The organism is Streptomyces sp. NPDC001292 (assembly GCF_042896465.1).
Lineage (GTDB): Bacteria > Actinomycetota > Actinomycetes > Streptomycetales > Streptomycetaceae > Streptomyces.
The window spans coordinates 38775-61766 of the sequence record NZ_JBIAXG010000008.1 but is presented as its reverse complement, the minus strand read 5'-3'; the positions used below and the strand labels follow the sequence as shown (position 1 = coordinate 61766).

The 22992-nt window shown below is 70.5% G+C and carries 21 protein-coding genes and 5 pseudogenes; 15 read left to right on the top strand and 11 right to left on the bottom strand.

Translation table 11 applies throughout. From position 1 onward, the window contains the following. Positions 1-37 precede the first annotated feature (37 nt). Both ACFY4A_RS11760 and ACFY4A_RS11755 read right to left on the bottom strand, forming a co-directional pair. Positions 38-3079, bottom strand: a complete 3042-nt coding sequence (locus ACFY4A_RS11760; protein ID WP_390829396.1) for an FAD-binding and (Fe-S)-binding domain-containing protein — start codon at positions 3077-3079, stop codon at positions 38-40. A 56-nt stretch (positions 3080-3135) separates the two neighbouring features. Next, on the bottom strand, positions 3136-3369 hold the full coding sequence (locus ACFY4A_RS11755; RefSeq protein ID WP_390829244.1) for a hypothetical protein: 234 nt from the start codon (positions 3367-3369) through the stop codon (positions 3136-3138). A 222-nt stretch (positions 3370-3591) separates the two neighbouring features. Here ACFY4A_RS11755 and ACFY4A_RS11750 point away from each other — a divergent pair. Continuing rightward, positions 3592-4057 (top strand): annotated as a pseudogene (locus ACFY4A_RS11750) (hypothetical protein). 15 nt (positions 4058-4072) lie between these two features. On the opposite strand, the gene ACFY4A_RS11745 reads toward ACFY4A_RS11750, so the two are convergent. Beyond that, positions 4073-4255 carry a hypothetical protein gene (locus ACFY4A_RS11745; protein WP_390829243.1) on the bottom strand — a complete coding sequence of 61 codons (183 nt, stop codon included), beginning with the start codon at positions 4253-4255 and terminating at the stop codon, positions 4073-4075. A 143-nt stretch (positions 4256-4398) separates the two neighbouring features. Here ACFY4A_RS11745 and ACFY4A_RS11740 point away from each other — a divergent pair, with 143 nt between their 5' ends. From ACFY4A_RS11740 to ACFY4A_RS11710, 7 genes and pseudogenes are all read left to right on the top strand, one after another. Beyond that, entirely contained in the window at positions 4399-4815 is a 417-nt protein-coding gene (locus ACFY4A_RS11740) for a hypothetical protein (protein WP_390829242.1), read from the top strand. A 167-nt stretch (positions 4816-4982) separates the two neighbouring features. Further along, positions 4983-5483, top strand: a complete 501-nt coding sequence (locus tag ACFY4A_RS11735; RefSeq protein ID WP_390829241.1) for an inorganic diphosphatase — start codon at positions 4983-4985, stop codon at positions 5481-5483. Positions 5484-5669: 186 nt separating this feature from the next. Beyond that, positions 5670-5810 (top strand): annotated as a pseudogene (locus ACFY4A_RS11730) (phosphopyruvate hydratase); the annotation flags it as partial. A 238-nt stretch (positions 5811-6048) separates the two neighbouring features. Then, positions 6049-6618 (top strand): hypothetical protein, encoded by a 570-nt coding sequence (locus ACFY4A_RS11725; RefSeq protein ID WP_390829240.1) that lies wholly within the window; start codon positions 6049-6051, stop codon positions 6616-6618. 355 nt (positions 6619-6973) lie between these two features. Next, positions 6974-7345: a BlaI/MecI/CopY family transcriptional regulator gene (locus ACFY4A_RS11720; protein WP_390829395.1), complete on the top strand. Its 372-nt coding sequence runs from the start codon at positions 6974-6976 to the stop codon at positions 7343-7345. Positions 7346-7890: 545 nt separating this feature from the next. Then, positions 7891-8070: a hypothetical protein gene (locus ACFY4A_RS11715; protein ID WP_390829239.1), complete on the top strand. Its 180-nt coding sequence runs from the start codon at positions 7891-7893 to the stop codon at positions 8068-8070. Between the two features lie 288 nt (positions 8071-8358). After that, the gene (locus tag ACFY4A_RS11710) at positions 8359-9399 is read left to right on the top strand and encodes an NlpC/P60 family protein (RefSeq protein WP_390829238.1); all 1041 of its coding nucleotides are present in this window, start codon (positions 8359-8361) and stop codon (positions 9397-9399) included. Between the two features lie 295 nt (positions 9400-9694). Here ACFY4A_RS11710 and ACFY4A_RS11705 read toward each other — a convergent pair whose 3' ends face one another. The 4 genes from ACFY4A_RS11705 to ACFY4A_RS11690 all read right to left on the bottom strand — a co-directional run bounded on the left by ACFY4A_RS11705 (position 9695) and on the right by ACFY4A_RS11690 (position 13598). Continuing rightward, entirely contained in the window at positions 9695-11329 is a 1635-nt protein-coding gene (locus ACFY4A_RS11705) for a multicopper oxidase family protein (protein ID WP_390829237.1), read from the bottom strand. A gap of 100 nt (positions 11330-11429) precedes the next feature. Beyond that, positions 11430-11882: a hypothetical protein gene (locus tag ACFY4A_RS11700; protein ID WP_390829236.1), complete on the bottom strand. Its 453-nt coding sequence runs from the start codon at positions 11880-11882 to the stop codon at positions 11430-11432. A gap of 376 nt (positions 11883-12258) precedes the next feature. After that, positions 12259-13227, bottom strand: a complete 969-nt coding sequence (locus ACFY4A_RS11695; protein ID WP_390829235.1) for a M56 family metallopeptidase — start codon at positions 13225-13227, stop codon at positions 12259-12261. After that, positions 13224-13598 (bottom strand): BlaI/MecI/CopY family transcriptional regulator, encoded by a 375-nt coding sequence (locus ACFY4A_RS11690; protein WP_390829234.1) that lies wholly within the window; start codon positions 13596-13598, stop codon positions 13224-13226. The genes ACFY4A_RS11695 and ACFY4A_RS11690 overlap by 4 nt, the downstream gene beginning before the upstream one ends. A 695-nt stretch (positions 13599-14293) precedes the next feature. On the opposite strand from ACFY4A_RS11690, the gene ACFY4A_RS11685 reads away from it, so the two are divergent. Continuing rightward, entirely contained in the window at positions 14294-14659 is a 366-nt protein-coding gene (locus ACFY4A_RS11685; protein ID WP_390829233.1) for a peptidoglycan-binding protein, read from the top strand. 167 nt (positions 14660-14826) lie between these two features. Here the strand turns inward: ACFY4A_RS11685 and ACFY4A_RS11680 are convergent, their stop codons facing one another. Then, positions 14827-15264, bottom strand: a complete 438-nt coding sequence (locus ACFY4A_RS11680) for a pentapeptide repeat-containing protein (protein WP_390829232.1) — start codon at positions 15262-15264, stop codon at positions 14827-14829. A gap of 94 nt (positions 15265-15358) precedes the next feature. On the opposite strand from ACFY4A_RS11680, the pseudogene ACFY4A_RS11675 reads away from it, so the two are divergent. Further along, positions 15359-16138, top strand: a pseudogene (locus tag ACFY4A_RS11675) (SDR family oxidoreductase); the annotation flags it as partial. Positions 16139-16233: 95 nt separating this feature from the next. On the opposite strand, the gene ACFY4A_RS11670 reads toward ACFY4A_RS11675, so the two are convergent. Continuing rightward, positions 16234-16935, bottom strand: a complete 702-nt coding sequence (locus ACFY4A_RS11670; protein ID WP_390829231.1) for a GntR family transcriptional regulator — start codon at positions 16933-16935, stop codon at positions 16234-16236. Between the two features lie 171 nt (positions 16936-17106). Between ACFY4A_RS11670 and ACFY4A_RS11665 the strand changes: the two genes are divergently transcribed. The 5 genes and pseudogenes from ACFY4A_RS11665 to ACFY4A_RS11645 form a co-directional block, all read left to right on the top strand. Further along, positions 17107-17886: a (Fe-S)-binding protein gene (locus ACFY4A_RS11665; protein ID WP_390829230.1), complete on the top strand. Its 780-nt coding sequence runs from the start codon at positions 17107-17109 to the stop codon at positions 17884-17886. Next, positions 17883-19322 (top strand): LutB/LldF family L-lactate oxidation iron-sulfur protein, encoded by a 1440-nt coding sequence (locus tag ACFY4A_RS11660; RefSeq protein ID WP_390829229.1) that lies wholly within the window; start codon positions 17883-17885, stop codon positions 19320-19322. Before ACFY4A_RS11665 ends, ACFY4A_RS11660 begins: the two co-directional genes overlap by 4 nt. Then, positions 19319-19954 carry a lactate utilization protein C gene (locus ACFY4A_RS11655; RefSeq protein WP_390829228.1) on the top strand — a complete coding sequence of 212 codons (636 nt, stop codon included), beginning with the start codon at positions 19319-19321 and terminating at the stop codon, positions 19952-19954. Before ACFY4A_RS11660 ends, ACFY4A_RS11655 begins: the two co-directional genes overlap by 4 nt. 49 nt (positions 19955-20003) lie before the next feature. Next, complete coding sequence (locus ACFY4A_RS11650) at positions 20004-21227, top strand: PP2C family protein-serine/threonine phosphatase (RefSeq protein ID WP_390829227.1); 1224 nt, start codon at positions 20004-20006, stop codon at positions 21225-21227. Between the two features lie 55 nt (positions 21228-21282). Then, a pseudogene (locus ACFY4A_RS11645) lies at positions 21283-21714 on the top strand (amino acid synthesis family protein); the annotation flags it as partial. A gap of 39 nt (positions 21715-21753) precedes the next feature. Here ACFY4A_RS11645 and ACFY4A_RS11640 read toward each other — a convergent pair. Both ACFY4A_RS11640 and ACFY4A_RS11635 read right to left on the bottom strand, forming a co-directional pair. After that, a pseudogene (locus ACFY4A_RS11640) lies at positions 21754-21888 on the bottom strand (IS630 family transposase); the annotation flags it as partial. A 96-nt stretch (positions 21889-21984) separates the two neighbouring features. Beyond that, complete coding sequence (locus ACFY4A_RS11635; RefSeq protein WP_390829226.1) at positions 21985-22725, bottom strand: N-acetylmuramoyl-L-alanine amidase; 741 nt, start codon at positions 22723-22725, stop codon at positions 21985-21987. Between the last annotated feature and the right edge of the window lie 267 nt (positions 22726-22992).

Genomic DNA, 22992 nt, shown 5'->3' with positions numbered 1-22992 from the left:
GGGGAGCCTTTCCGGTGGAGCGGAGAGGGTGCGGGGGCTAGGGGGTGCGGCGCAGTCGGCGCACCGCGCCGCGGCCGGCCGCTGTCGCGGCGGTGGCCGCGAGAGCGGCGGCGACGGCCGTGGCCGCCCGGCCGCCGGCCTGTGACGGCTTCGGGGGGCGCTGCGCGAGGCGTTCGGGCAGGTGGCCGGGGAGTGCCCCGTCGAGCCCGAGTGCCAGTGCCTCGGCCAGGTGCAGGGCCTCGCGGCCGGTGCCGGCCTGTTCGATCTGGGTGCGGCAGCTGAAGCCGTCGGCGAGGAGCAGGCTGGAGGGGGGCGCCGCCCGGACGGCCGGGAGGACGCCCTGTTCGGCGACGGCCATGGACACCTCGTGGTGGCCGCGCTCGAACCCGAAGTTGCCGGCCAGGCCGCAGCAGCCCTCGTCGAGGACGTCGGCGTCGATGTGGGCGCGGCGCATCAGTTCGCGGTCGGCGTCGTCGTGCAGGATCGCGTGCTGGTGGCAGTGGGTCTGCACCGTCGCCTGCCGGGACAGGGCGGGCGGCTGCCAGCTTTCCGGCGCGTGGTGGACGAGCTGCTCGGCGAAGGTGCGGAACCGGCCGGCAAGGCGCCGCATGTCCTGGTCGTCCGGCAGCAGTTCGGGGGCGTCCGCCCGGAACACGGCCGTGCAGGAGGGTTCGAGGCCGATGACGGGGGTGCCCGCCTCGATCCAGGGGCGCAGGACGTCGAGCGAGTGCCGCAGCACCTTCTCGGCCGTGCGCAGTTGCCCGGTGGAGATCCAGGTCAATCCGCAGCACACGGGCCCGCCGGGGACGGCGACACGGAATCCGGCGTCCTCCAGGACGCGGACGGCCGATCGGGCGATCGCGGGGTGGAAGTAGGTGCTGAAGGTGTCGGGCCACAGCACCACGGCCCGGGGGTCGCCGGGCTCCGGCTCCTCGCTGCCCCGGGCCCGCCACCACTGCAGGAAGGACTCCCGCGCGAACACCGGGGCCCGGCGCGCGCCGTCGACGCCGGCGAGCCGTTTGCCGGCGCCGGACAGGACGGGTGCGTGCAGCACGGTGTTGACCAGGGAGGGGGCGAGGCGGGAGAGGCGGGCCCAGAGCGGCAGCCAGCCCATCGAGTAGTGGGCGGCCGGGCGCGGCCTGCCCGCGTAGTGGTGGGCGAGGAACTCGGCCTTGTACGTGGCCATGTCGACGCCCACCGGGCAGTCCGACCGGCAGCCCTTGCAGGCCAGGCAGAGGTCCAGCGCATCACGGACCTCGGTGGAGCGCCAGCCGTTCTGGACGGCGGAGTCCGCATGGCCGTCGAGCATCTCGAACAGCAGCCGCGCCCGGCCGCGCGTGGAGTGCTCCTCCTCCTTGGTGGCCCGGTAGGAGGGACACATCACGCCCCCGTGGTGGCTGCGGCAGTTGCCGATGCCGACGCACCGCATCACGGCGCGGGTGAAGGAGTGTTCGTCCTCGGGGTAGCCGAAATGGTGCCGTACGGTGGCGGGCCGCCACGCGGGACCCAGCCGCAGTTGTCCGTCGACCGGGTTCGGCTCGGCGACCTTCCCCGGGTTCATGTGGTCGCCGGGGTCGAAGAGGGCCTTCATCTCGCCGAAGGCGGTGACGAGTCGCTCGCCGAACATGCGGGTCAGCAGTTCGCCCCGCGCCTGTCCGTCGCCGTGCTCTCCGGAGAGGGATCCGCCGTAGGACGTCACGAGGTCGGCGGCGCGCTCCAGGAAGCGGCGGAATTCGGCGACGCCCTCTGCGGTCTTCAACGCGAAGGGGATACGGGTGTGCACACAGCCCTGCCCGAAGTGGCCGTAGAGCGACGGATGGTCGTAGTCGAACTCGTCGAACAGACCCTTCAGGTCGCGCAGATAGTCCCCCAGGCGGTCGGGCGGGACGGCGGAGTCCTCCCAGCCCTCCCAGGTCTCCCGGCCGTCCGGCGGTCGGGCCGTCACCCCCAGCCCGGCCTCGCGCGCCTTGAGCATCTCCTGTTCGCGCTCCGGGTCGTCGGAGAAGGCCACGGCGGAGTCCTTCTCGCTGCGGCCCAGCGCCCGCAGCAACTCCCGCGCCTGGTCGTCGACGGCCTCCTGGCTGTCGCCGCTGAACTGCACCAGCAGCCAGCTGTTCCCCCCGGGCAGGGCGCGGAGGGAGTCGAGATAGGCGTGCTCCTCCCGCATCAACTGCGCCATCCGGTCGTCCAGGGCCTCCAGTTGGCTGGGCTCGCTGTGCTCCAGAAGGCGCGGGACGTCATCGGCGGCGGAGCAGATGTCGTCGTATCCGAGGACCAGCAGCGACTGGAACGGCGGCACGGGTACGAGGTCGAGCTCGGCGCGCAGCACGGTCACGAGGGTGCCCTCGCTGCCCACCAGGGCCCTGGCGACGTCGAATCCCCTCTCCGGCAGCAGCGAGTCCAGGTTGTAGCCGGAGACGCGGCGCGGGATGTCCGGGTAGCCGTGCCGCACGTCGGCGAGGTACTCGGTGACGATGCGGTCGAGGCCGGCGTAGATCTCGGCCCTGCGGCCGCCTTCCGCCGCGATCCGGGCCCGCTCGGCCCTCGAGGTGGGCCCCACCCACATCCGTGCGCCGTCGTAGGTGAGGATCTCCAGGCGGCGTACGTTGTCCACGGTCTTGCCGTACGCCTGCGCGGACGCCCCGCAGGAGTTGTTGCCGATCATGCCGCCCAGCGCGCAATGGGTGTGCGTCGACGGTTTGGGACCGAACTGGAGACGGTGGCCGGACAGTTGACGGTTGAGCTCGTCCAGGACGATCCCCGGCTCCACGACGCAGGTGCGGGCGCCGGGATCGACCGACACGAGCCCGTGGCAGTACTTCGTCCAGTCGACGATCACCGCCGCGTTGGTCGCCTGACCCGCCAGGCTGGTCCCGCCGCCACGGGACAGGACCGGAGCGCCGAACCGCGCGCACACCTCGACGGCCCGGGCACCGGCCTCGACGTCGCGCGGGACCACGACCCCGATCGGGACCTGCCGGTAGTTCGACCCGTCCGTGGCGTACGCGCCCCTGCTGCCGGCGTCGAAGCGTACTTCTGCGTCGGCCTCGGCGAGCAGGGCGGCTTCCAGCCCGGCCACGTTCAACGCGGCGGGACGTGGCACAGGTGCGGGAGTCACGGGAGGGCAGGGGGACGTCAGCCTGCGAGCCGGCTGCGGAGCAGTTCCTTGCCCATCTCGGCACCCTTGCGGCTGTCGGCCTGCGCCTTGCGGAAGAGTTCCACCAGCTCGGTGTCGTTCTCGCGCTCCGCGTCGCCGATGTAGGTCTCCAGACGCAGGGCGTTGCCCAGGCATGCCTCGACGTACCAGATCAGGTTGTAGTCCTTGTCGAGGGTGCCGGTGACCTTGCCGGTCTCGGTGTTGCTCGTCATCACGCTCTCCTCCCACAGTCGGAATCCCTGGAGCCGGGCAGCCGCCGGTGATCGTCACGGTTCGTGGCGCGGTCACTGGTCGCAGCCGTCCGCCCCTCGATGACGAGGCCCGAGTGCCCAAGGTCGGCAAGGGGTATTCCACCCCCGGCCACCCGCGGTGGCCTTTCCCGCCCCACACGGATCGTGCGATTCGTACCAACCGGCGGGTGAACCCGGCCCGACATGATCGGGATCCTTGTGCGCGGTGGCGCCGCCGTTGCAGCCGGAACGACCGTGCTGAACGCCGTGACCTACGCCGACATGGCGTGGCGGGGAAGGCCGTCCAGCGAGATCCCCCAAGATGGTGGACAAGATCGCACAGGACGTGGGACATCCGGTCCCCGGCACGGACAGCAGCCGGGACAACCGGCTCTCCGGCCTCGGTGCGCTGTCCGGCATCGCCGTTTTCTGCGGGACAGGAGCGGCCGTCGCCCTGGCCCGTCGTGCCGGGGTCCGGATGCCCTGGTGGCTGGGAGGCGTGGTCACCGGTGCACTGGCCATGGCCGCCACGGACCTGCCGATGGCACGGCTGGGAGTGAGTGACCCGGCGAGCTGGCCGGCCAAGGACCGGGGGTCGGACGCGGTGCCCCACCTGCTGTACGGACTCGTCACCCACGGCCTTGTGAGTGCCGCTGAACGTCGTCCCTGAGCAGGCCACCCCGCGTCAGAGGAAGATCAGGAACAGAACCACGATCACCACCGCCGCCACGATGTAGAAGATCCAGGTCGACCTGAGGGCACGGGTGCTGCCGGGCCCGCGTTCTGGGCCGCCACCACGCGGGCGGTCCTCCTCGAGGTCGGGGTTCTCCGGGCGGTCCCGGGCGTGGAAGTCGTCGTCTCCTGCCATGAGCCCATCGCTCCTTCACCGGAGGACCGTCCGAGTACCCGGTCCAGGGGCAGCGCACCGGCTCATACGGCAGGGGCTCGAAGCCGCCGCCTCGCACCCTCCTGCCCGGCCGCACCCGTACCGGGCCGGCCTGTGGGCCCGGAGTGGGAGCGGCCCCGAGGCAGTGGCCCCTCGCGCTCGGCCGCGCGTTCGTCCGGTGGGGTCTGCGGACGGTGGTGGCGGCGACCTCGTTGACGGCGTGCTTCGCGCCGCTGGTGTTTCCCGACGGCGCGGTACCGGCGGTGATCGGTGTGGTGCTGTGGGGACTGGGGGCGGCCGTCCAGGAGTCCGTGGTCAGGGCCGCCGTCACCGGCATGGTCGGCCCGGACCGGCGGGCCTCCGCCTTCGGCCGGTTCGACACCGGCTTCGGCGCCGGTCGTGAGGTGTGCGCGGCGCCGACCTGGTCGCGTGTCGATCAGGCCCCTTCGGCGTACGCTGGATGCCTGCCACGGCGATCCGCCGGGCACATGATGAGCGCGCCGAGCGCGTCGGTGACGGGGCTCACCGCAACCGCGGCATGATGCCGCCGACGGTCCCTGGTCCAACGAATGTGACCAGGAGGAACGATGCCCATGCCGACCGACCCGCGCCCCCGGCCACGGCCCGGTCCGCCCATGCCCGCCCGGCAAGTACGGCCGCACGCCCTGGTGCCGCACGGCGAGACGGCTCCCGCCATCAGGAGGACACCATGGAGTTCGACGTGATCGTGGAGATCCCCCAGGGCTCCCGGAACAAGTACGAGATGGACCACGAACTGCATCGCATCCGGCTGGACCGGCTGCTGTTCACCTCCACCCAGTACCCGGCGGACTACGGCTACATCGACGGCACGCTGGGCCGCGACGGTGACCCGCTGGACGCGCTCGTACTGACCGGGGAGCCGACGTTTCCCGGCTGCACCATCGAGTGCCGGGCGGTGGGCATGTTCGTCATGAAGGACGAACGCGGCCCCGACGAGAAGATCCTCTGCGTCCCCGCCCACGACCCGCGCTACGCGGACGTGCAGGACATCGACGACATCCCCGTGTTCGACCGGCTGGAGATCACCCACTTCTTCGAGGTGTACAAGGACCTTGAACCCGGCAAGTCCGTCGAAGGCTCGCACTGGGAGGGCCGCGAGCGGGCCTACGCGGAGATCGACGCCTCCCGCGCCCGTGCCACCGGCGAGCATGCGCCTGTCCACGGCTGAGGGGTGTTCCGGGACCGGTTCGGGGGAGGAAGCCCATGACGTTGCAGATCACTCGCCGCGTGCCGTCGGGATCCTCGACTCCCGTGCCCGCCCCGCTCTCGCCGTCACCCTCACCGCGAGCGACGGACCCGGGTCCGGGCCGGTGTCCCCTCCGGTGCGTCCACCGGCTCCCGGGAGGCCGCCGAACTGCGCGACGACGACCGGTCCCGATACGGCGGGCAGGGCGTGGGAGCGGTCGGGCACGTCAACGGCGAGATCGCCCAGGCCCTGCCCGGCCGCGGCTTCGCCTCGGCCGCCGACGTCGCCCGCGGGATGATCGAGCTGGACGGCCCCGGCACCAAGTCCCGGCCGGGCGCCGACGCCGCCGTCGGTGTCTCCCTCGCCGGATGGGAGGTGTGGCACCGGCAGGCGCGGGCGGCCGCCGACGTCGCCCGCGGGATGATCGAGCTGGACGGCCCCGGCACCAAGTCCCGGCCGGGCGCCGACGCCGTCGTCGGTGTCTCCCTCGCCGGACGGGAGGTGTGGCAGCACCTCACCTGGGTCACGGGCACCCCCGCGCCTGCCGGTGCCGCACTTCAACGTCGTCAACGGCGGCGTGCACGCCGCGAACTGCCTCCCTTCCAGGAGTTCGTGTCGGTCCCTCGTCGTCGGCGCGGTCGCCCTCAGCAACGCGGGCTCGGCGTTCATGAAGAACCTGCCCGACACCGGCCTGCCCGCCGGTCAGGCGGCAGCGGCACGCGAGATCGCCCGGACCGGAGGGCCCACCGCCGTGAAAAGCCTGCCGCCCGGCGCCCCGGGATCCGCGGCCCACGGTGTCGCTCCGGACGCCCTGGGCAGCGGCTTCAGCACCGCCTGCCTCGTGTGCGGTGCGGCGGCCGCGGTCGCAGCGACGCTGACCGCCTTCTGCATGATCGGGATTCATGCCGACCGTTACGCCGAGAACGCCGAGAACGCCGAGAACGAGGTGCCCGCTCCCCTGCGGCCCGGACGCGACGACATACCTGAAACGGCGCCCACGACGCAGGCGGCCCCGGCAGGCGGCCCGGCCGGGGCAGGTCCGGCTTTTACGCCGCTGAACGCCCAGCAGGCAGGCGGGGAGTTGTCGGCGACCTGGAAGCAAAGGCCGCACACCTGAGGTAAAAAATTCCGCTTGTTGTGCCCGCCTCCCGGCCGGGGAAGCAACGTGACTCCGGTGCTGCTCCGGGTCGTCAGGGGCGAGAAACGGGCGTGGTTTTGAGGGTTTCCTGCGCCAGTAATCATCGGCGTGCTTCGTCGGTTGATTCACTCTGGTGCCGATTGATTCAGCGCGGCATTCGACGCCACGGGTCGAGGATCCGTACAGCCGAAATCGGAGTGCGTCCGTGCAAGCGACCTCCGAGGACCCGGCCGGAACTCTCGGCGCGTCCCGTCCGTGCGCGGACCGCGCCGCCAGTCGCCCAATACCCCTTACGATGACTGCGAATACCGCGGTGCAGAGGGAGACGCTGGGCATGCGACGGCTGGGTGATCTGGAGGCAGAGATCATGGACCGCCTGTGGCGGTGGAGGCGCCCGGCGACCGTACGCGAGATAGTGGACGACATCAACCGGACGCGGCCCGTCGCATACACCACCGTGATGACCGTGGCGAACATCCTCCACACCAAGGGCTGGCTCCTGCGGGAGCAGAAAGAGGGGCGCGCCTGGCTGTACGAGCCGGTCCGCACCCGGGAGGAATACTCCGCCGCCCTCATGGAGGACGCCCTCAGCGCCAGCGAGGACCGCCCCGTGGCGCTCTCGCACTTCGTCGGCCAGATGTCACCCGCCGAACTCGCCGCACTGCGCAAGGCCCTGCGCCAGGCAGGAAAGCGCACGGACACGTGAATACGGCCTCCGTACTCGTCGCCTACGCCGAACAGAAGGCTTGATCACCGACGTCCACAATCCCTGCTGCGGCGTCCGAGCCTCAATTTGTGTGACTGTGCCGCAACACATGTTTCTTGAGACAGAGAAAGCCCTGTCGGCTGGTGCCGTCATGCGCCACCTCGCTCACATCCGCAGCCACCGGAAGCCGCGCGACAGCGCGTCGACGCTCGCGACGCGATCCGGAATCGCCGACGGCGTCCTCGGCTCGCCGGCAGTTGCGGTCGACGTCGCCACTGGCATCGGCTCGCCTGGTCGTGCAGGTCGTCGGCTCTCTCCGTTCCGGTACGACCACATCGACTTCCTCGGCCCCTACGCCTTCACCCGGTCACCGGGGCCGGGAGTGCGCCCGCTTCTCCAGCCGCACACGGACGACGGCGACGACCGGGAGGACGGACGTATGAAGCTGCGCGGGAACGGAGGCAGCGCTACGGTGCCCCGAGGATGGGAGGCCTGCCGCATCCGCCTGGCCCGGCGGATTCTCCGCCCATGCTCAGGGCGGCAGCGTGGCCATCGGCTACGTCGCTGGTGGCGGACACGTCTCCTACTGCGCCGCATCACATCCGGCAGTGGCCCGGCCGCACCAGGTCGGCCAGCTTCCCAGGCAGGCGGACTGTTTCCAGGACCGGACCGCGGTCCAGCCGCTGGAGCAGGCGGTCACACGCGGCGGCACGGCGGCGCTGTGAAAGAGATTAGTAAGCAACCGGACAGAGCGCGCTGTTCGCCAGAGATGCCCCGAGTCGACCAGTCATGCGACGCAGTGTCAACTCTCCCCCACTTCCAGTGACTTCACGACAGAGAAAGCGCTTGGCTACTAAGCCTTTTAGCTCCAGGGTTTGAACTGACTACATGAAAATCACTAAGGTCTAGTTCGAACTCCGCACAGGTGATCACTCACAGCGGGTGAGTGACGGCGGAGGGCACCGCCCGCCGGTGTGTCGGTAGGCGGCTGGAGGAAGAAGGAGCTCGCCCCCGTGGCGTCCCACCGTCGACCCAAGCAGCCGAGCCGTGCACGTGTGAGCGTGCTCACCACCGTGGCAGCAGCGGCCGTAGCCGTCAGCGCCCAGGCCGCGAACGCCGCCCCGAGCGCGAAGCCGAGCAAGGACGAGGTCAAGTCGAAGGTCGACAACCTTTACGAGCTGGCGGAGCAGGCCACCGAGAAGTACAACGGGGCCAAGGAGAAGCAGGAGAAGCTCCAGAAGGAGATCTCCACGATCCAGGACAACGTCGCCCGCGGCCAGCAGGAGCTCAACAAGCTGCGCGACGGCCTCGGTTCGATGGCCGCCGGCCAGTACCGCACCGGCGGGATCGACCCCTCGCTCCAGCTCTTCCTGTCCTCCGACCCGGACGACTACCTCGACAAGGCCTCCACCCTCGACCAGTTGAGCGGCCAGCAGGCCAGGGCGCTGAAGAAGATCCTGGACAAGCAGCGCGAGCTCGCCCAGGAGCGGTCCGAAGCCTCCTCGAAGCTCAAGGACCTCGCCGCCACCCGCACCGAGCTGGGCAACAAGAAGAAGGAAGTCCAGGGCAAGCTCGCCGAGGCACAGAAGCTCCTCAACACCCTCACGGCGCAGGAGAAGGCGGCGCTCGCCGCCGAGCAGGACCGCGCCAGCCGGGCCTCCGTCGAGCGCGTGCAACTCGGCAACGCCACCCCCGCATCCGGCCGGGCCGGCGCCGCGTTCTCCGCCGCCCAGACCAAGCTGGGCACGCCGTACGTCTACGGCGCCACCGGCCCGTCCTCGTTCGACTGCTCGGGCCTGACCTCCTGGGCATACGCGCAGGCGGGTGTCTCCATACCGCGCACATCCGAGTCGCAGGCGAACATAGGCACCCGAATCTACTCGCAGAGCCAGCTCCAGGTCGGCGACCTGGTCTTCTTCTTCAACGACCTGCACCACGTCGGCCTCTACGCGGGCAACGGCCAGGTGCTGCACGCCCCGCGCCCCGGGACGGGCGTGCGATACGAGTCGATGAACACCATCGGCGGCCCGTTCATGTTCGGCGTCCGCGTATGACCTTGGCTCCCTCCGAGATCGATGCTGTGAGCCACCCGAACGCATGACGCCCGCCGGCCCACACTGATCCACAGCTCATCGCCAGAGGGTCGTAGGTGGGGCCGGCCGGCTCACGACATGACGCCCCGCCGCTGACGAAGGTCGCCGGCGGGGCGCGGGAAGCGGCAACCGAGGCCTCGATCGTGCCGGATGAACCACGGGCGCTGCCGGCCGTCAGGGCTCGTCGGTGGCCTCCCTTGACCAATTCCGCGGCCCGAGGGGGAGCGGACGAACCGTCTCGCTCCCCCTCACTCTGTCAGGCCCGGTACGCCACCAACGCCATCATCCCGGACTCCTGGTGGTACGCGTTGTGGCAGTGCAGCATCCACCGGCCGGGGTTGTCGGCGTCGAAATGGACGGACACCGTCTTCTTCGGCAGCACGATCGTGGTGTCCTTGCGCGGACCGTTCGTGCCGAGTTGGTACGTGTGACCGTGCAGGTGCATCGGGTGCCACATGGTGGTCTTGTTGACGAAGTCCAGCCGGACCCGCTGCCCCTGCTCGACGACGATCGGGTTCGCGGTCGGGTTGTTCATGTCGAACCGCTTGCCGTTGATCCCCCAGTCGTACATGTCCATCCCGCCGGTCAGTTCGATGCGGTGCACCCGGTCCGCCTTCTTGGGGGCGAGCCGCACGTCGTCCGCGGCCTTCAACTGGGCGGCGGTCATGATCACGCCGTTGAGCTCCGCCGGTCGTACCGTCGGCTTCGGCGTACTCCCGGAGCCGGTGCGCACCAGCGCCATGCCGGTCGCGTTCTTGCCCTCGGCCAGCGCGACCAGCGGGAACACACCGTCGGTCAGGGTCACCAGGACGTCATACCGCTCCCCCATGCCGACCAGCAGCGCGTCGACCTGCTGGTGCCGTACCGGGAACCCGTCGGTGTGGGTGATGGTCATCTTGTGACCGCCGAGCGCCACGCGGTACGCGGTGTCGCCACCGGCGTTGATGATCCGCAGCCGGACGCGCTTGCCGGGCTTGCCGGTGTAGACGTCCGGGTCGGCGGGGACACGGCCGTTGACCAGGTGGTACGGGTACCTGACGTCGCCGGCGTCACCGCCGAGCAGTTCACTGTCGGCGCTCATGAGCATGAATTTCATGGACGTACCGTGGCTGGAAGCGGACGGAGAGGCACTCATCCCGTCCATGCTCCCGCCGCTCATGTCCATCCCGCCCATGTCCCCCACGTCGTGGGAGGACAAGCTGGAGCCGGAGCCCATGTGCGAGTCCCCCATGTCCATGTGGCCCATGCCCTGCTCGAGTTCGGCGAAGACCTCGTCGGGGGTGCCGGTGACTCCGTCGACCCAGTCGTCGAGGACGACGACCCACTCGTCGTCGTAGGACAGGGGCTCCTTGGGGTCCTCGACGATCAGCGGGGCGTGCAGGCCGCGGTCGAGCTGGAGGCCGACGTGCGGATGGAAGAAGTAGGTGCCGGGAGCATCGGCGATGAAGCGGTAGGTGAAGTTGCCGCCCGCCCGGACGGCGGTCTGGGTGACCGGGGGCACGCCGTCCATGTCGCCGCGCAGGGCGAGGCCGTGCCAGTGGATCGAGGTCGTGGCCTTGTTCGGCAGCTGGTTGGAGAGTTCGGCGGCGATCGTGTCGCCGACGGACAGCCGCAACTCCTTGCCCGGAGTGCGGCCGCCGAAGGCCCAAGTGTTGGCCATGACTCCGCCGCCGAGATCGAGCGTGGCACGCGCGGCGGTCAGGGTCACCTTCTCGACCCGGCCGGTGCTCTTGCGCTTCTTCTCCGCGGCGGCGACCGCCGCGGCGTCGGGGCTGACCAAAGAGGGAGCGGCGCCGGAGCTGCCGGAGCCGCTGCTGCACGCAGCGAGCGCGCCCGCACCCGCGACGCCGAGCCCGGCCAGCAGGACGGAGCGGCGATTGATGCTGTTCATGGGGAAAGTCCTCTTCTCAATGTGCTGTCGGTCGGACCGCGCGCGGGCAGCACCGCTCGCGTGCGCGTCAGCAACGCGGCGGCGGCTCGCAGGGTGCGGTCTAGATCAACAGTCGGGAGAGGACGGAGAGATCGGGTGGCGCACGGTGTGGCGTGCCGGTCGGCCCCTGCCGGGCGAACACGCCGTGGGAAGCGTCCGATCGGTCCACGCCGGCCACGGCCGGAGGGGGCGCGGGTTTCGCCGTGGCGACGTCCCCGGCCGAGCAGTGCTGCATGGCTGAGCCCGAGCAAGCGCCGCTGTCATCGTCCATGGCCGTATTCGCGGCCTGGAGTGCCGTGTCGTGCCCGGCCGAGACGTCCGCCGTCGTCATGGGCAGGGCCGCCGCGGTGTGGTCCACGCCGGTCATCGCGCTCATGGCACGGGCGGGCATGGCCCCGGACGTCGTGTCGTGGTGGATGAGTACGGCGAGTGCGGCGAGCAGCGCGACGACGGTCCACGCGCAGCGCACGGCGCTGACGCGGGATCCCGCCCGCCGGCCCGTGGCTGTCGTCATCGCTTTCCGTACCCCTGCTTCATCTGTCAGGACTCAGGATTCGCCGAGTATACCCCAGTGGGGTATCGCTGGACCGCGGCATACGAATGCAGTTCTGTGTCGGTGAGCTGACGACGCCGAGCGAGCGGAAGCCGACGGTCGCAGCACGCACCCGGTCAGGATCACGGGTTTGCGGCCGAGCCGCTCGGCGAGCCTGCCGCCGACCGCTCATGATTCCCGAGACGGGCGAGGAGCACCTATGACGTACCTCGATGTTCCCGGGCCCGTCCGCGCTGTGACGCCCACGGCGGCGGCACGCTGATGATCAGCATTGCGGGCCCCAGTGGCGGGGCACCGCAGGATCCCCGCACAGTAAGCGAAGTGGCGGCGCATCGCATTAAGGGGACAGCGGGGGTACGGCCGGGAGAAGGCAGGCGTTCATGCCGGTCACCGCCACGGCGGGTACCGCGGCCAGCACCAGCGGGAGTGCGAGGACGGCGGCCGCCCCCAGCGCCCCGCCCCAGGCGACCGCGCGGTGCAGGGGGCGTTGACGGTCGAGCAGGCGTTTTACCCGCCCGGCGACATGTCCACCGGATGCCGCCAGCGACGCCGCGGGTGCACCGGCACCTGCCATTGCCACCAGTGCCCCGGCGAGGGTCAGTGCCCCCGATCGGGACGTGGCCTCATCGTCGGCGGCCAGTTCCACCAGCTGCCGCGTCTGCTCGGCCGCCATACGGAACAGCGGCAGGCGCGGGAATGCCCGGTGCAGCCCTTCCGCGAAGGCCAGCACCAGGTGGTGGCGCTGCCGGATGTGCGCCCGCTCATGGGCGATCACCGCCTGCAGCGCGGCCGGATCGAGAGCCTCGAGGGCCGCTGTGGTCAGCACGATCCGGTGGCGGAAGCCGGGTAGGCAGTACGCCGCCGGCCGCTCGTGGTCCAGCACGGTGACCCCCAGGTCGGACCGGTGGCTGCCCACCAGGGCCAGTACCTCGGCGTGCCGGGACCGCTCCCGTCGCGCATGGAGCAGAGTCGCGCCGAGGCACCAGGCGACGCGGCTCACCAGGGCACCCGCAAGAACCGTGCCACCGGCCGCCACCGCAGCCCCGCCCGGAGCCGCATACTGCTCACGCAACGCCATCGCGCACGCCTGGAGCACCTTGGCGAGGTTCCCGCTGACCGGAACGGTGGGCACTGCGACGGCCAACCCGGCGAGAACGACGGAGACGACCACGGTGATGCTCAGCGCCTGCCAAGCCCAGATCGCCAGGCGGGGCGCTCTCGACACCCACGAGGCACGAGCGAGCCAGGCGGGGACCAGAACTCCCAGCACGGCGGCGTACCCGAGTACCAGCACCGCGACCCTCACGCCCGGCCTCCCTCGGCGCGTACGGTGAGCGCGGCCCGCGACTCGGTGAGTTCGTCGGCGCCCATCGCGTCGAACAGCCTCACCAGCGTCGCCGTACGGTCCGCGCCCGTGGCCCACACCTGGTCGATCAGCGAGGCTGCGTACTCTTCCCGGCTCTTGGCCGCCTCGTACCGGAAGGCGCGGCCGTCCTCGGCCCGGGCCAGCCGGCCCTTGCGGTGCAGGACCTCCATGACGGTGTGCACCGTGTTGTACGCCGGCGGCTGCGGCCGCTCGCCGTTCGTCTGCTCCAGCACCTGGCGTACCGTCACCGGTTCCCCGGTCGACCAGTCGATGTCCGTGATCTCCTGTTCGAGTTCACCGAATCCCCGCACCCCGGCCGCCTCCGTCCACGAAACCCGAGCAGCATCGTACTTCGCGGTCGCCGTCCCCCGGTTGGAGGCAAAAGCAGGGGCCGGTCGGCTGTGCGGCCCACGAACTCCGGGCCTACCAGGCCTTGTTCGCCGCATCGGCCCTGGACCACACCGGCGCAGGCGCCCCCATCACGCGTCATCAGATGATCAAGCTTGGGGGCGCAGCCCGGACAGGGTGTGACGAGCCTCCTGACCGCGGCCTTGGAGGTCAGGCTGCCGGCGCCCGCGAGAGCGTGCAGGCAGTAACCGGTCAGTTCGTCGGACGCGACATCGTCCCGCACATCGCCGGCCTCCACACCCTCCACGAGCAGGCCTCGGATGAACCGGCGCAGATGCTGCTCTGCATGCGCCACGTGGTCACCCCTGTGCACAAGCGCCGAGAGTTCTCCCCCCATGACCATGCCGCTGCTGCTGGATGAACGCGTAGGCCTCCAGCACCGCGGCCAGTCGTTCCCCTGGCGTCCCGTCACGGTCGCGGAGCTCAGCAACGACGAGGGAGGTTCCGCACGACCGACTCCGCCGCCCGGCCGGCGGGACACCCTCTGTGCGTGCGGTTCGTAACTCGCGGTCGTTGCTGAGCCTGGGCATGATGAGGGGTGTACATCGCCCCCGGACGCCGGGCCTCGCCGGCAAGTGGCCGGAGCGGAAGGAGCGGCATGAGACAGCGCGGAATGCTCACCTTGGGGGCAGGTCTGGGCGCCGCCGCAGCACTGAGCCTGGCAGCGCCGCATCCCGCGCCGGCCGCCCCCGGCCACTGTTCCTACGCACCATCGACGTCTCGACCCACGCTTACGCACGGTGACACCGGTACGGCGGTCAAGCAGGCGCAGTGCCTGAGCAACATGTGGGGAGGTCAGCCGCCCAAACTGGCCCTCGACGGGGTGTTCGACTCAGTCATGCTGAAGAAGCTCAAGTGGATCCAGGGCTGCCACGGCCTGCCGCAGAGCGGTGTCATCGAGGGCCGCACTTGGCAGGTGCTGTACCACCCGGCTCTGGACTGCTACGACCCGTATCCCGCCTGAGCAGGCCACCAGTCGGAGTGAACTTGGGCGGACTCGCGGCGCTGCTCAGCGATCCGCCGCCATGACGCGGGTATCGCGGATCAGCCCCTGGGGCGCGGAGGCCCGGCGCTTCGCCAGCCACCAGCCGCCACTGCCAAGGACGGCCAGCCCCACGACCACCCCGCCGATCACCAGCCTGGTCGAGCCGCCCTCGTCCTCCTCGCCGGCGGCCTTCCCACGGTGTCCGCAGCCGGGGCCTGAGACGTCGACTCGCTGGGCGACGGCGTGGGGCTCGGTGTCGCGCTCACGGTGGGGTTGGGACTGACCGGGGTGGTGCCCGGAGCCGCGGCCTTCACTCCAGGACCGGCGCCGGCTGCTCCGGCTTCTCGCCTCCCCCGGGCCCCCGACGGCCGGGCCCCCGACGGCCGGGCCTCCGACAGCCGGGCCTCCGACAGCCGGGCCTCCGACAGCCGGGCCTCCGACAGCCGGGTCTTCGACAGCCGGGCCTCCGACAGCCGGGCCTCCGACAGCCGGGCCTCCGACAGCCGGGTCTTCGACGGCCGAGTCTTCGGCACGGTGCTGGCGAGCACGCCAACGGCGAGGTGGACGACGGCGCAGGCCGTCATGCGGAGCGTGCCGGGCAAGCCCTGCCTGAGCGGCGGCCGCCAGCCGCCCGCCGGATCGATGAACTGCGGGAACCGCGAGAAACGCAGCAGCAGCGCGGTCGCGCTGGTCACCGGGGCCGGCTCCGGCATCGGCAAGGCGATCGCGACCCGCCTTGTGGCCGAAGGCGCGTGCGTGGTCGTCGCCGATCTGAACGCCGAGAACGCGGCTGCCGTCGCCGAGGAACTGGGCGGCGCGGACAAGGCCGTCGCCGTCGCCGTGGATGTGACCTCCGAGGAGCAGATCGCCGCGGCGTTCCAGCAGGCGTTGCTGGCCTTCGGCGGCGTCGACCTGGTGGTCAACAACGCCGGCATCTCCATCTCCAAGCCACTGCTGGAGACCACCGCCCGCGACTGGGACCTGCAGCACGACATCATGGCCCGCGGCTCCTTCCTGGTCTCCCGCGAGGCCGCCCGCATCCTGAAGGACCAGCAGCTCGGCGGCGACATCATCTACATCGCCTCCAAGAACGCCGTGTTCGCCGGCCCCAACAACATCGCCTCCTCCGCCACCAAGGCCGACCAGGCACATCAGGTCCGCCTGCTCGCCGCCGAACTCGGCAAGGAGAGCATCCGCGTCAACGGCGTCAACCCGGACGGCGTAGTGCGCGGCTCCGGCATCTTCGCGAACGGCTGGGGCGCGCAGCGCGCGGCCACCTACGGGATCGAAGAGGAGAAGCTCGGCGAGTTCTACGCCCAGCGCACCCTGCTCAAGCGCGAGGTCCTGCCGGAGCACGTTGCGAACGCGGTCTTCGCGCTCACCGCGGGCGACCTCAGTCACACCACCGGGCTGCACATTCCCGTCGACGCCGGCGTCGCCGCCGCCTTCCTGCGCTGAGAGCACACCTGACGAACCGCGCACGGCCTGGTGTGCGCGGTTCGTCAGGGATGCCGGCCGCCGACGATCGCCTCGCGCAGCATGGGCCGCATCCGCTATGTGCCACGCCCCTGCTCCGCGGGGTGCACCCCCGCCCCGGCCACCGGCGGCAGGCTTGGCCGTCCGCTGAAACCGGTGCGGTGCAGTACGCCTGCGAGGTGGTCGGTGAGCAGTTCCCGGGCTTCGGCCGGGCGTTGATCGTGCAGCGCGACGGCGATCGCAGTGTGTTCCGCCATGTCCGTGGCCGCATGGGCGGGACCGGCTGTGGCGGCGGCGGCGATGCGTAGTTGCTGGTTCCAGAGCGTGTCGTAGAGCTCGGCCAGGACGGGGTTGCCGGCGGCGCGCATGAGGCGGCTGTGGAATTCGCGGCCGAACTCCCGGGCGCGAGCCGAGGTGGCGTGCTCCTGCTCTCCTTCGCAGTCCCGGAGCAGCGCGGAGCCGACCTCTCGTATCGCCTCCGATCCGCGGGCGGCCAGTGAGTCCAGGGCGAACAGTTCCAGGAGGAGACGCGCCTGCAGCACACCATGCGCGTCGTCGGGGCCGACGGGGACGACCACCGCCCCACGCTTGGGATAGACACGCAGGAAGCCCTCGTTCTGAAGCCGCTGGAAAGCCTCCCTTACCGGGGTGCGGGAGATCCCGAGGTCTGTTGCGACGGTGCCCTCGGAGAGCAGGTGCCCGCTCGTGTAGACGCCGTCGAGGAGCCTGTCCCGGATGTGCGCATAGGCGCGGTCGGCGGCCTTCGGCTGGCTGGTCATGCAGGCCATTGTGCCTGATGCATGCCAGGTTCCGAGCAGCATGCACAGTTGCTTGCATACAAGCTTGTGTTTAACCTTGCACACATGTTGGCGGGTGGTTTTCTCCACTTGGATGGCGGCCCCATCCCCGGCAGCGGGCCAGCACCCGTCCAGACGAGAAAGGGTGACGCGATGCGCACCGCGCTGTTCGTCACGTGCCTCAACGACACGCTGTTTCCGGGAACGGGAAAGGCCACGGTCAAGCTGCTGCGACGGCTCGGGATCGAGGTCGAGTTCCCCACCGCGCAGAGCTGTTGCGGCCAGATGCACTACAACACCGGTTACCGGGCCGAGACCGCGAAACTGGCCCGTCACTTCGTCGAGGTCTTCGGCGCCTACGACCGGATCATCGTGCCCTCCGCGTCGTGTGGCGGGCTGCCCTCGGAGGCGTACGCGATTGCGGCCGAGTCCGTTGGGGACCACGGGTTGCTGCGGGACGTCCACGCGCTCGCGCCGCGGGTGTACGAGCTGACGAGGTTCCTCACCGACACGGTCGGCGTAGAGGAGGTGGGTGCTTACTTCCCGCACCGCGTCACCTACCACCCCACCTGCCACAGCCTTCGCGCCTCGGCGCTGGGCGACCGGCCCTACCGGCTGCTGCAGGCGGTGAAGGGCATCGATTTCGTCGAGCTGCCCGCGCAGGAGGAATGCTGCGGCTTCGGTGGCACCTTCTCGGTCAAGAACGGCGCCGTCTCCGGGGCCATGAACGGTGACAAGGCCCGGCATGTGCTGGAGACCGGGGCGCACGTCCTGGTGGCGGTGGACAACTCGTGCCTGATGAACATCGGCGGCCGCCTCGCCAAGGACGGCCACACGGTGCGCCCCCTGCATCTGGTGGAGATCCTGGCCAGGACCGAGGAGGACGGGCCGCTGGACGGCGTGCCGGTGGCGGGGATCGAGGTCGTGCGATGAGCAAGGTCTTCCTGGACTGGCCGAAGTTCCCCACGGCGGCCGAGACCTCCACGCGGGACGAGCAGTTGCGCGCGAACGTGCGCCGGGCCACCCACACGATCCGAGGCAAGCGCGGCATTCTCGCCGCGGAGCGTCCCGACTGGCAGGCCCTGCGCGAGAGCGCGGCCGCCCTGAAGGACGAAGTCCTCCACCACCTCGACACCTACCTGGAACACCTCGAGGCGAGGGTCACCGAGGCCGGCGGCACCGTCCACTGGGCCGAGAACGCCGAGGAGGCCAACCGCATCGTCACCGACCTGGTCAAGCAGACCGGCGAGACGGAGATCATCAAGGTCAAGTCCATGCTGACCGAGGAGATCGGCCTCGACAGCGCCCTGGAAGAAGCCGGCATCAGCGCCCGCGAAACCGACCTCGCGGCCACCATCGTGCAGCTCGGCGACGACCTTCCCTCGCACGTCGTGGTGCCCGCGCTGCACCGTAACCGCACGGAGATCCGCGACATCTTCCTGCGCGAGATGGGCAAGCACGGCCGTCCCGCCCCGGAGAACCTCACCGATGACCCCGAGGAGCTGGCCGAGGCCGCACGCCTGCACATGCGGGAGAAATTCCTCGAGGCGAAGGTCGCCGTCTCCGGCGCCAACTTCATGGTCGCCGAGACCGGCACCCTGGTGATCGTGGAGTCCGAGGGCAACGGGCGCATGTGCCTGACCCTCCCCGACACCCTGATCTCGGTGGTCGGCATCGAGAAGATCGTGCCCACCTGGCGCGACCTGGAAGTATTCCTGCAACTGCTGGCCCGCAACGCCACCGGCGAGAGGATGGCCCCCTACACCAGCAGCTGGACGGGAGTCACGGACGGCGACGGGCCGCGCACCTTCCACCTGGTCCTGGTCGACAACGGCCGCACTCGCGCACTGGCCGACCCGGTCGGACGGCAGGCGTTGCGCTGCATCCGCTGCGGTGCCTGCATGAACATCTGCCCCGTCTACGAACGCACCGGCGGCCACGCCTACGGCTCGGTCTACCCCGGACCCATCGGCGCGATCCTCAACCCCCTGCTCAAGGGGCCCGACGACCCCCAGACCGCCTCGCTGCCGTACGCCTCCACACTGTGCGGTGCCTGCAACGACGTCTGCCCCGTCCGCATCCGCTTCACCGACGTCCTGCTCAAGCTGCGCTCGGACGTCGCCGAAGGCGATGCCGAGATCAAGCACCCCGCCGAAAGGGCCGCGATGAAGGCCGTCGAGGCCGTCATGGACCACCACTCGCTGTGGAACATCGCCGTCAAGTCGGCCGGCAAGGCCGGCGCGCTCGTGCCCAAGAACATGAGCCTGCCCGGTCCCCTGCACGGCTGGACCGACAGCCGGCGCATCCCCGACATCCCCAGGGAGTCCTTCCGCAGTTGGTGGAAGCGCACGGACGGAGACACCGAATGAGTGCCCGAGACAGCATCCTCAGCCGCATCCGCGCGGCCATCGCCGACCTGCCCTCCGACCCGGTCGAGGTGCCCCGCTCCTATCTGCGCACCGCCCCCGGCATCGCTCCTGGCGACCGGGAGGCCACCGTCGCGCTGCTCATCGAACGCCTCGAGGAGTACGGGGCGACGGTGCGCCGCATACCGGAAACCGCCCTGCCCGCGGCGGTGGCACATGCCCTCGACGAGCGCGCGGCGCGCTCCGCGGTCATCCCCGACGGCCTCCCGGCAGCCTGGCTGTCCCAGTGGTCCGGCCAGAGCCGCGACGACGCACCTGAGCTGTCGAAGGCGGAACTCGACGCCACCGATGCCGTCGTGACCACCTGCGCCGCCGCCATCGCCGACTCCGGGACCATCGTCCTGGACGCCGGCCCCGGCCAGGGCCGGCGAGCCCCCACGCTGGTGCCGGACGTCCACGTCTGCATCGTGCGCGAGGAGCAGGTCGGCTCTTCCCTGCCCGAGGTGATCACCCGGCTCGACGCTCGCCGTCCGATCACCTGGATCAGCGGCCCCTCGGCCACCGCGGACATCGAGATGATCCGCGTCCAGGGCGTCCACGGCCCCCGCAAGCTGACCGTCCTCATCGTGCGGTGACCGTCCTCCACGATCTGCGGCCCTGCCCTGGAAGGTGTAAGCCGATGGTATGAGTTTGCGGTGGCCGATTCCTCACCGCCAGCGCTCGTGGCGGACCAGCGATGCGCTGTTGGCGCTGCCGCTCGCGCTGATCGCGGCCATCGCACTGGTCGACGCGCTGACCCCGAACGGTGTGCCGCTGGGCCCCCTGCTGATCGTGGCGCCCGCGATCACCGCGTCCTTCGCGGGCACGTTCCTCACCGGCGTGATCGGAGCCATATCGGTGGTGGCCCTGCTCGTCGTCAATCTGACCCACCCGGAGCACCACCTGAGCGGGATGTACTTCGATTCGCAGATCATCTCCCTGCTGGTGGTCACGGTGATCGTCACTCTGTTCCGGTACCTGCGCGAGCGGCGCGGCCGTGAGCTGGCGCAGGTACGGACCGTGTCGGAGGCCACACAGCGGGCGCTTCTGCGGCCGCTGCCCCGCCGGATCGGCCCGCTGTGGGTCGCCTCGGTGTACCTGGCCGCCGAGGAACAGGCGCTGATCGGCGGCGACCTGTACGCGGCCGTCCGTACCACGGATGCCACCCGGCTGATCATCGGCGATGTCATGGGCAAGGGCCTGACCGCCGTCGGCGACGCGGCACTGCTCCTCGGCGCCTTTCGGGAAGCCGGGCACCGCCAGTCCACCCTGCCCGGCCTCGTGGCCTACCTCGACCACAGCGTGCGCTGGAATCTGGCCGAACCCACTGAGCAGGAAGAGGCGGGAGAGTCCTTCATCACCGCCGCCGTCATCGACATCCCGGACGCACTGCCACAGCTGCGGATGGTCACCTGCGGACATCCGCCTCCCCTGCTGCTGCGCGACCGGCAGGTCAGGACGCTGCACGCCACCTGCCCCGCCCCGCCGCTGGGCCTGGGCGAACTGACCGTCCCCGACTACCACGTCGACACCTTCACCCTGCTGCCCGGAGACCTCCTGCTCCTGCACACCGACGGCGTCGTGGAGGCCCGGAACGGAAGCGGCGCCTTCTATCCGCTGGTCGAGCGGGTCGCCGCCTGGGCGCAGGGCAACCCCCCGGAGCTGGTCCACCACCTGAGCGAAGACCTGCTGGCCCACGTCGGCGGACGCCTGGCCGACGACGCCGCCATGATCGCCATCCAACGCACTCCGTCGGCCACGGCCGCACTCGGCGACGCCGTCGCGGCGGCCGCACGCGGCGCGGTGAAGACCCAACGCAAAGCCCTGAACCACCGTTCCGCAGGCGTGGCATGGTGGCTGCACGCCTAGCCCCCGAACCATGTCGGTCAGCCACATGTGTGCCTGACGTGCGCCTTCCTACCGTGTGCCGACACCTACCCGTCCCCACCGCACACGAGGAAGTGGCACCCATGGCCTCCCCGACCACCTCTCCCCCACCCCCGGCGAACCTCCCTCGCATCGTCGCCGCCGGCCTCATCGGCACCACCACCGGGTGGTACGACGACTCATTCGATCAGAGCTGGGACCGGCCCCCTTCGCCGGCCAGGGTTACGTCAGCGATCTCTCATCGATCGTGGAGGCATCGGAGGAGATCGGCACCTGCCTCGGGCAGGAAGCGCTCCGCCGGCTCGGCTCCGCTCCGGAGAGCTACGGCAAGATCGATGTGCCGCTCGCTGTCAAGGGCGAGATCTGGGTGCGCAGCCATTACGACGCCATGACCGTGCACCTCCCGGACGCCCCGCACCCCGCCGAACTGGTGGTCATCGCGGTCGTCGCCAACCGAGGCCGGATCAACGCCCGCGTGGGCGGGCTGTCGAAGGCCGAGGCGCAGGTGCTTCGTGACAGACGTGCCCTGGGCGGACAACAGCACCATCTGGGCCCGCCGCCAGGTCACCACCGAACCGGTGCCTCTACGGACGGTCCGAAGCGACCGCCTGCCCTCGTCGTCATCGCTCTCCCGGACCCGCACTCAGCCAAGTGATCATTCTGGCCGCCCGGTCCGCCCAGCGCAGCAATGGAGTGACGCCTCATCGCGGGGCGAACGTTGACTGATGCGGCACTGGTTCTAGGCAAATGTGGCGCCCCAGGTGGCCGGCCCGACGATGCCGTCCACGCTCAGGCCCTTGCTCGACTGGAAGCTGCGGCAGGCGGAGTCGGAGCCCGGCCCGTACTGCCCGTCCACGGTGAGGGAGTAGCCGTGCGCGCTGTTCATCCGGTACTGCCAGGTCGCCACGCTGGCGTGCACGAAGGTCGGCGGCTGGCGGAAATTCACCCCGGGGTGGGGCAAGGGCCCGCCACCGGGGTTGACCTCGCCGCTGAGCACTCGGGAGTACAGGTTGCCCGGGCAGTCAGTCGCGTGGTGGTCGCGGTGGCCGGTGATGGCCTGCGCGGCGCCGCCCGACACCCGCAGGCGGTTGATCCCGTAGCGGATGGCGTCGATCAGCCCGGCCGTGATGGTGTCGTAGTTGCTGCTGGTGCCGCCAGTCAGCGCACAGACCGCGTACCAGTCGTCATTGCCCTGCGTGGTGCCCTGGGCGGCGGTACGGACATACTCGCCGCGGCCCTGGAAAAGGTAGCCGTGGACGCAGGCGAGGTGGCTGTAGGCGATGTCCGACCAGCCGTTGGAGTCCATGTGGAAGTTCTGGATGCCCCGCACCTGGCTGGCGCAGTCGGCGTGGTCGGCCCTGGCCACCTTCACGGCGTCGACATGATGGACGACCACGCCGCCCTGTTCCGGGGTGATGTCGCTGCTGACGCTCTTCGGCGCCCGGGCGCCCCACTGGGAGCGGGTGACGAACGTGGCCATCAGCCCCTCCCTCCTCGGCCCAGGGCACAACTGACGGTGGCGTTCAACGGCTCGGCGTGGGCGTTGCGCGCCGCGTCGGGGCCATAGACGGCGCCGGCGTGGCGAGGGTGCGTGACGATGGGGAGCTCGCGGCTCGCCGCCGGGAGGGAGGTCGCGGCACGCACGGGTCCGGAACATATGACGGGCAGTGCCAGCGCACCGCCGGCTGCCGCCAGCAGCGCGGCGCGGCGAGATGGGCCGTGAGTCAACGGTCCTCCAGGTGGCGTG

Excerpts from the sequence above, each read along its gene's own strand:
- ACFY4A_RS11660 (WP_390829229.1), top strand. The coding sequence starts at position 17,883 with ATGAGCAAGGTCTTCCTGGACTGGCCGAAGTTCCCCACGGCGGCCGAG.
- ACFY4A_RS11735 (WP_390829241.1), top strand. The coding sequence starts at position 4,983 with ATGGAGTTCGACGTGATCGTGGAGATCCCCCAGGGCTCCCGGAACAAG.
- ACFY4A_RS11635 (WP_390829226.1), bottom strand. The coding sequence starts at position 22,725 with ATGGCCACGTTCGTCACCCGCTCCCAGTGGGGCGCCCGGGCGCCGAAG.
- ACFY4A_RS11745 (WP_390829243.1), bottom strand. The coding sequence starts at position 4,255 with ATGGCAGGAGACGACGACTTCCACGCCCGGGACCGCCCGGAGAACCCC.
- ACFY4A_RS11755 (WP_390829244.1), bottom strand. The coding sequence starts at position 3,369 with ATGACGAGCAACACCGAGACCGGCAAGGTCACCGGCACCCTCGACAAG.
- ACFY4A_RS11680 (WP_390829232.1), bottom strand. The coding sequence starts at position 15,264 with ATGACGGCCTGCGCCGTCGTCCACCTCGCCGTTGGCGTGCTCGCCAGC.
- ACFY4A_RS11670 (WP_390829231.1), bottom strand. The coding sequence starts at position 16,935 with ATGACCAGCCAGCCGAAGGCCGCCGACCGCGCCTATGCGCACATCCGG.
- ACFY4A_RS11705 (WP_390829237.1), bottom strand. The coding sequence starts at position 11,329 with ATGAACAGCATCAATCGCCGCTCCGTCCTGCTGGCCGGGCTCGGCGTC.
- ACFY4A_RS11700 (WP_390829236.1), bottom strand. The coding sequence starts at position 11,882 with ATGACGACAGCCACGGGCCGGCGGGCGGGATCCCGCGTCAGCGCCGTG.
- ACFY4A_RS11685 (WP_390829233.1), top strand. The coding sequence starts at position 14,294 with ATGAGACAGCGCGGAATGCTCACCTTGGGGGCAGGTCTGGGCGCCGCC.
- ACFY4A_RS11655 (WP_390829228.1), top strand. The coding sequence starts at position 19,319 with ATGAGTGCCCGAGACAGCATCCTCAGCCGCATCCGCGCGGCCATCGCC.
- ACFY4A_RS11650 (WP_390829227.1), top strand. The coding sequence starts at position 20,004 with ATGAGTTTGCGGTGGCCGATTCCTCACCGCCAGCGCTCGTGGCGGACC.
- ACFY4A_RS11665 (WP_390829230.1), top strand. The coding sequence starts at position 17,107 with ATGCGCACCGCGCTGTTCGTCACGTGCCTCAACGACACGCTGTTTCCG.
- ACFY4A_RS11720 (WP_390829395.1), top strand. The coding sequence starts at position 6,974 with ATGCGACGGCTGGGTGATCTGGAGGCAGAGATCATGGACCGCCTGTGG.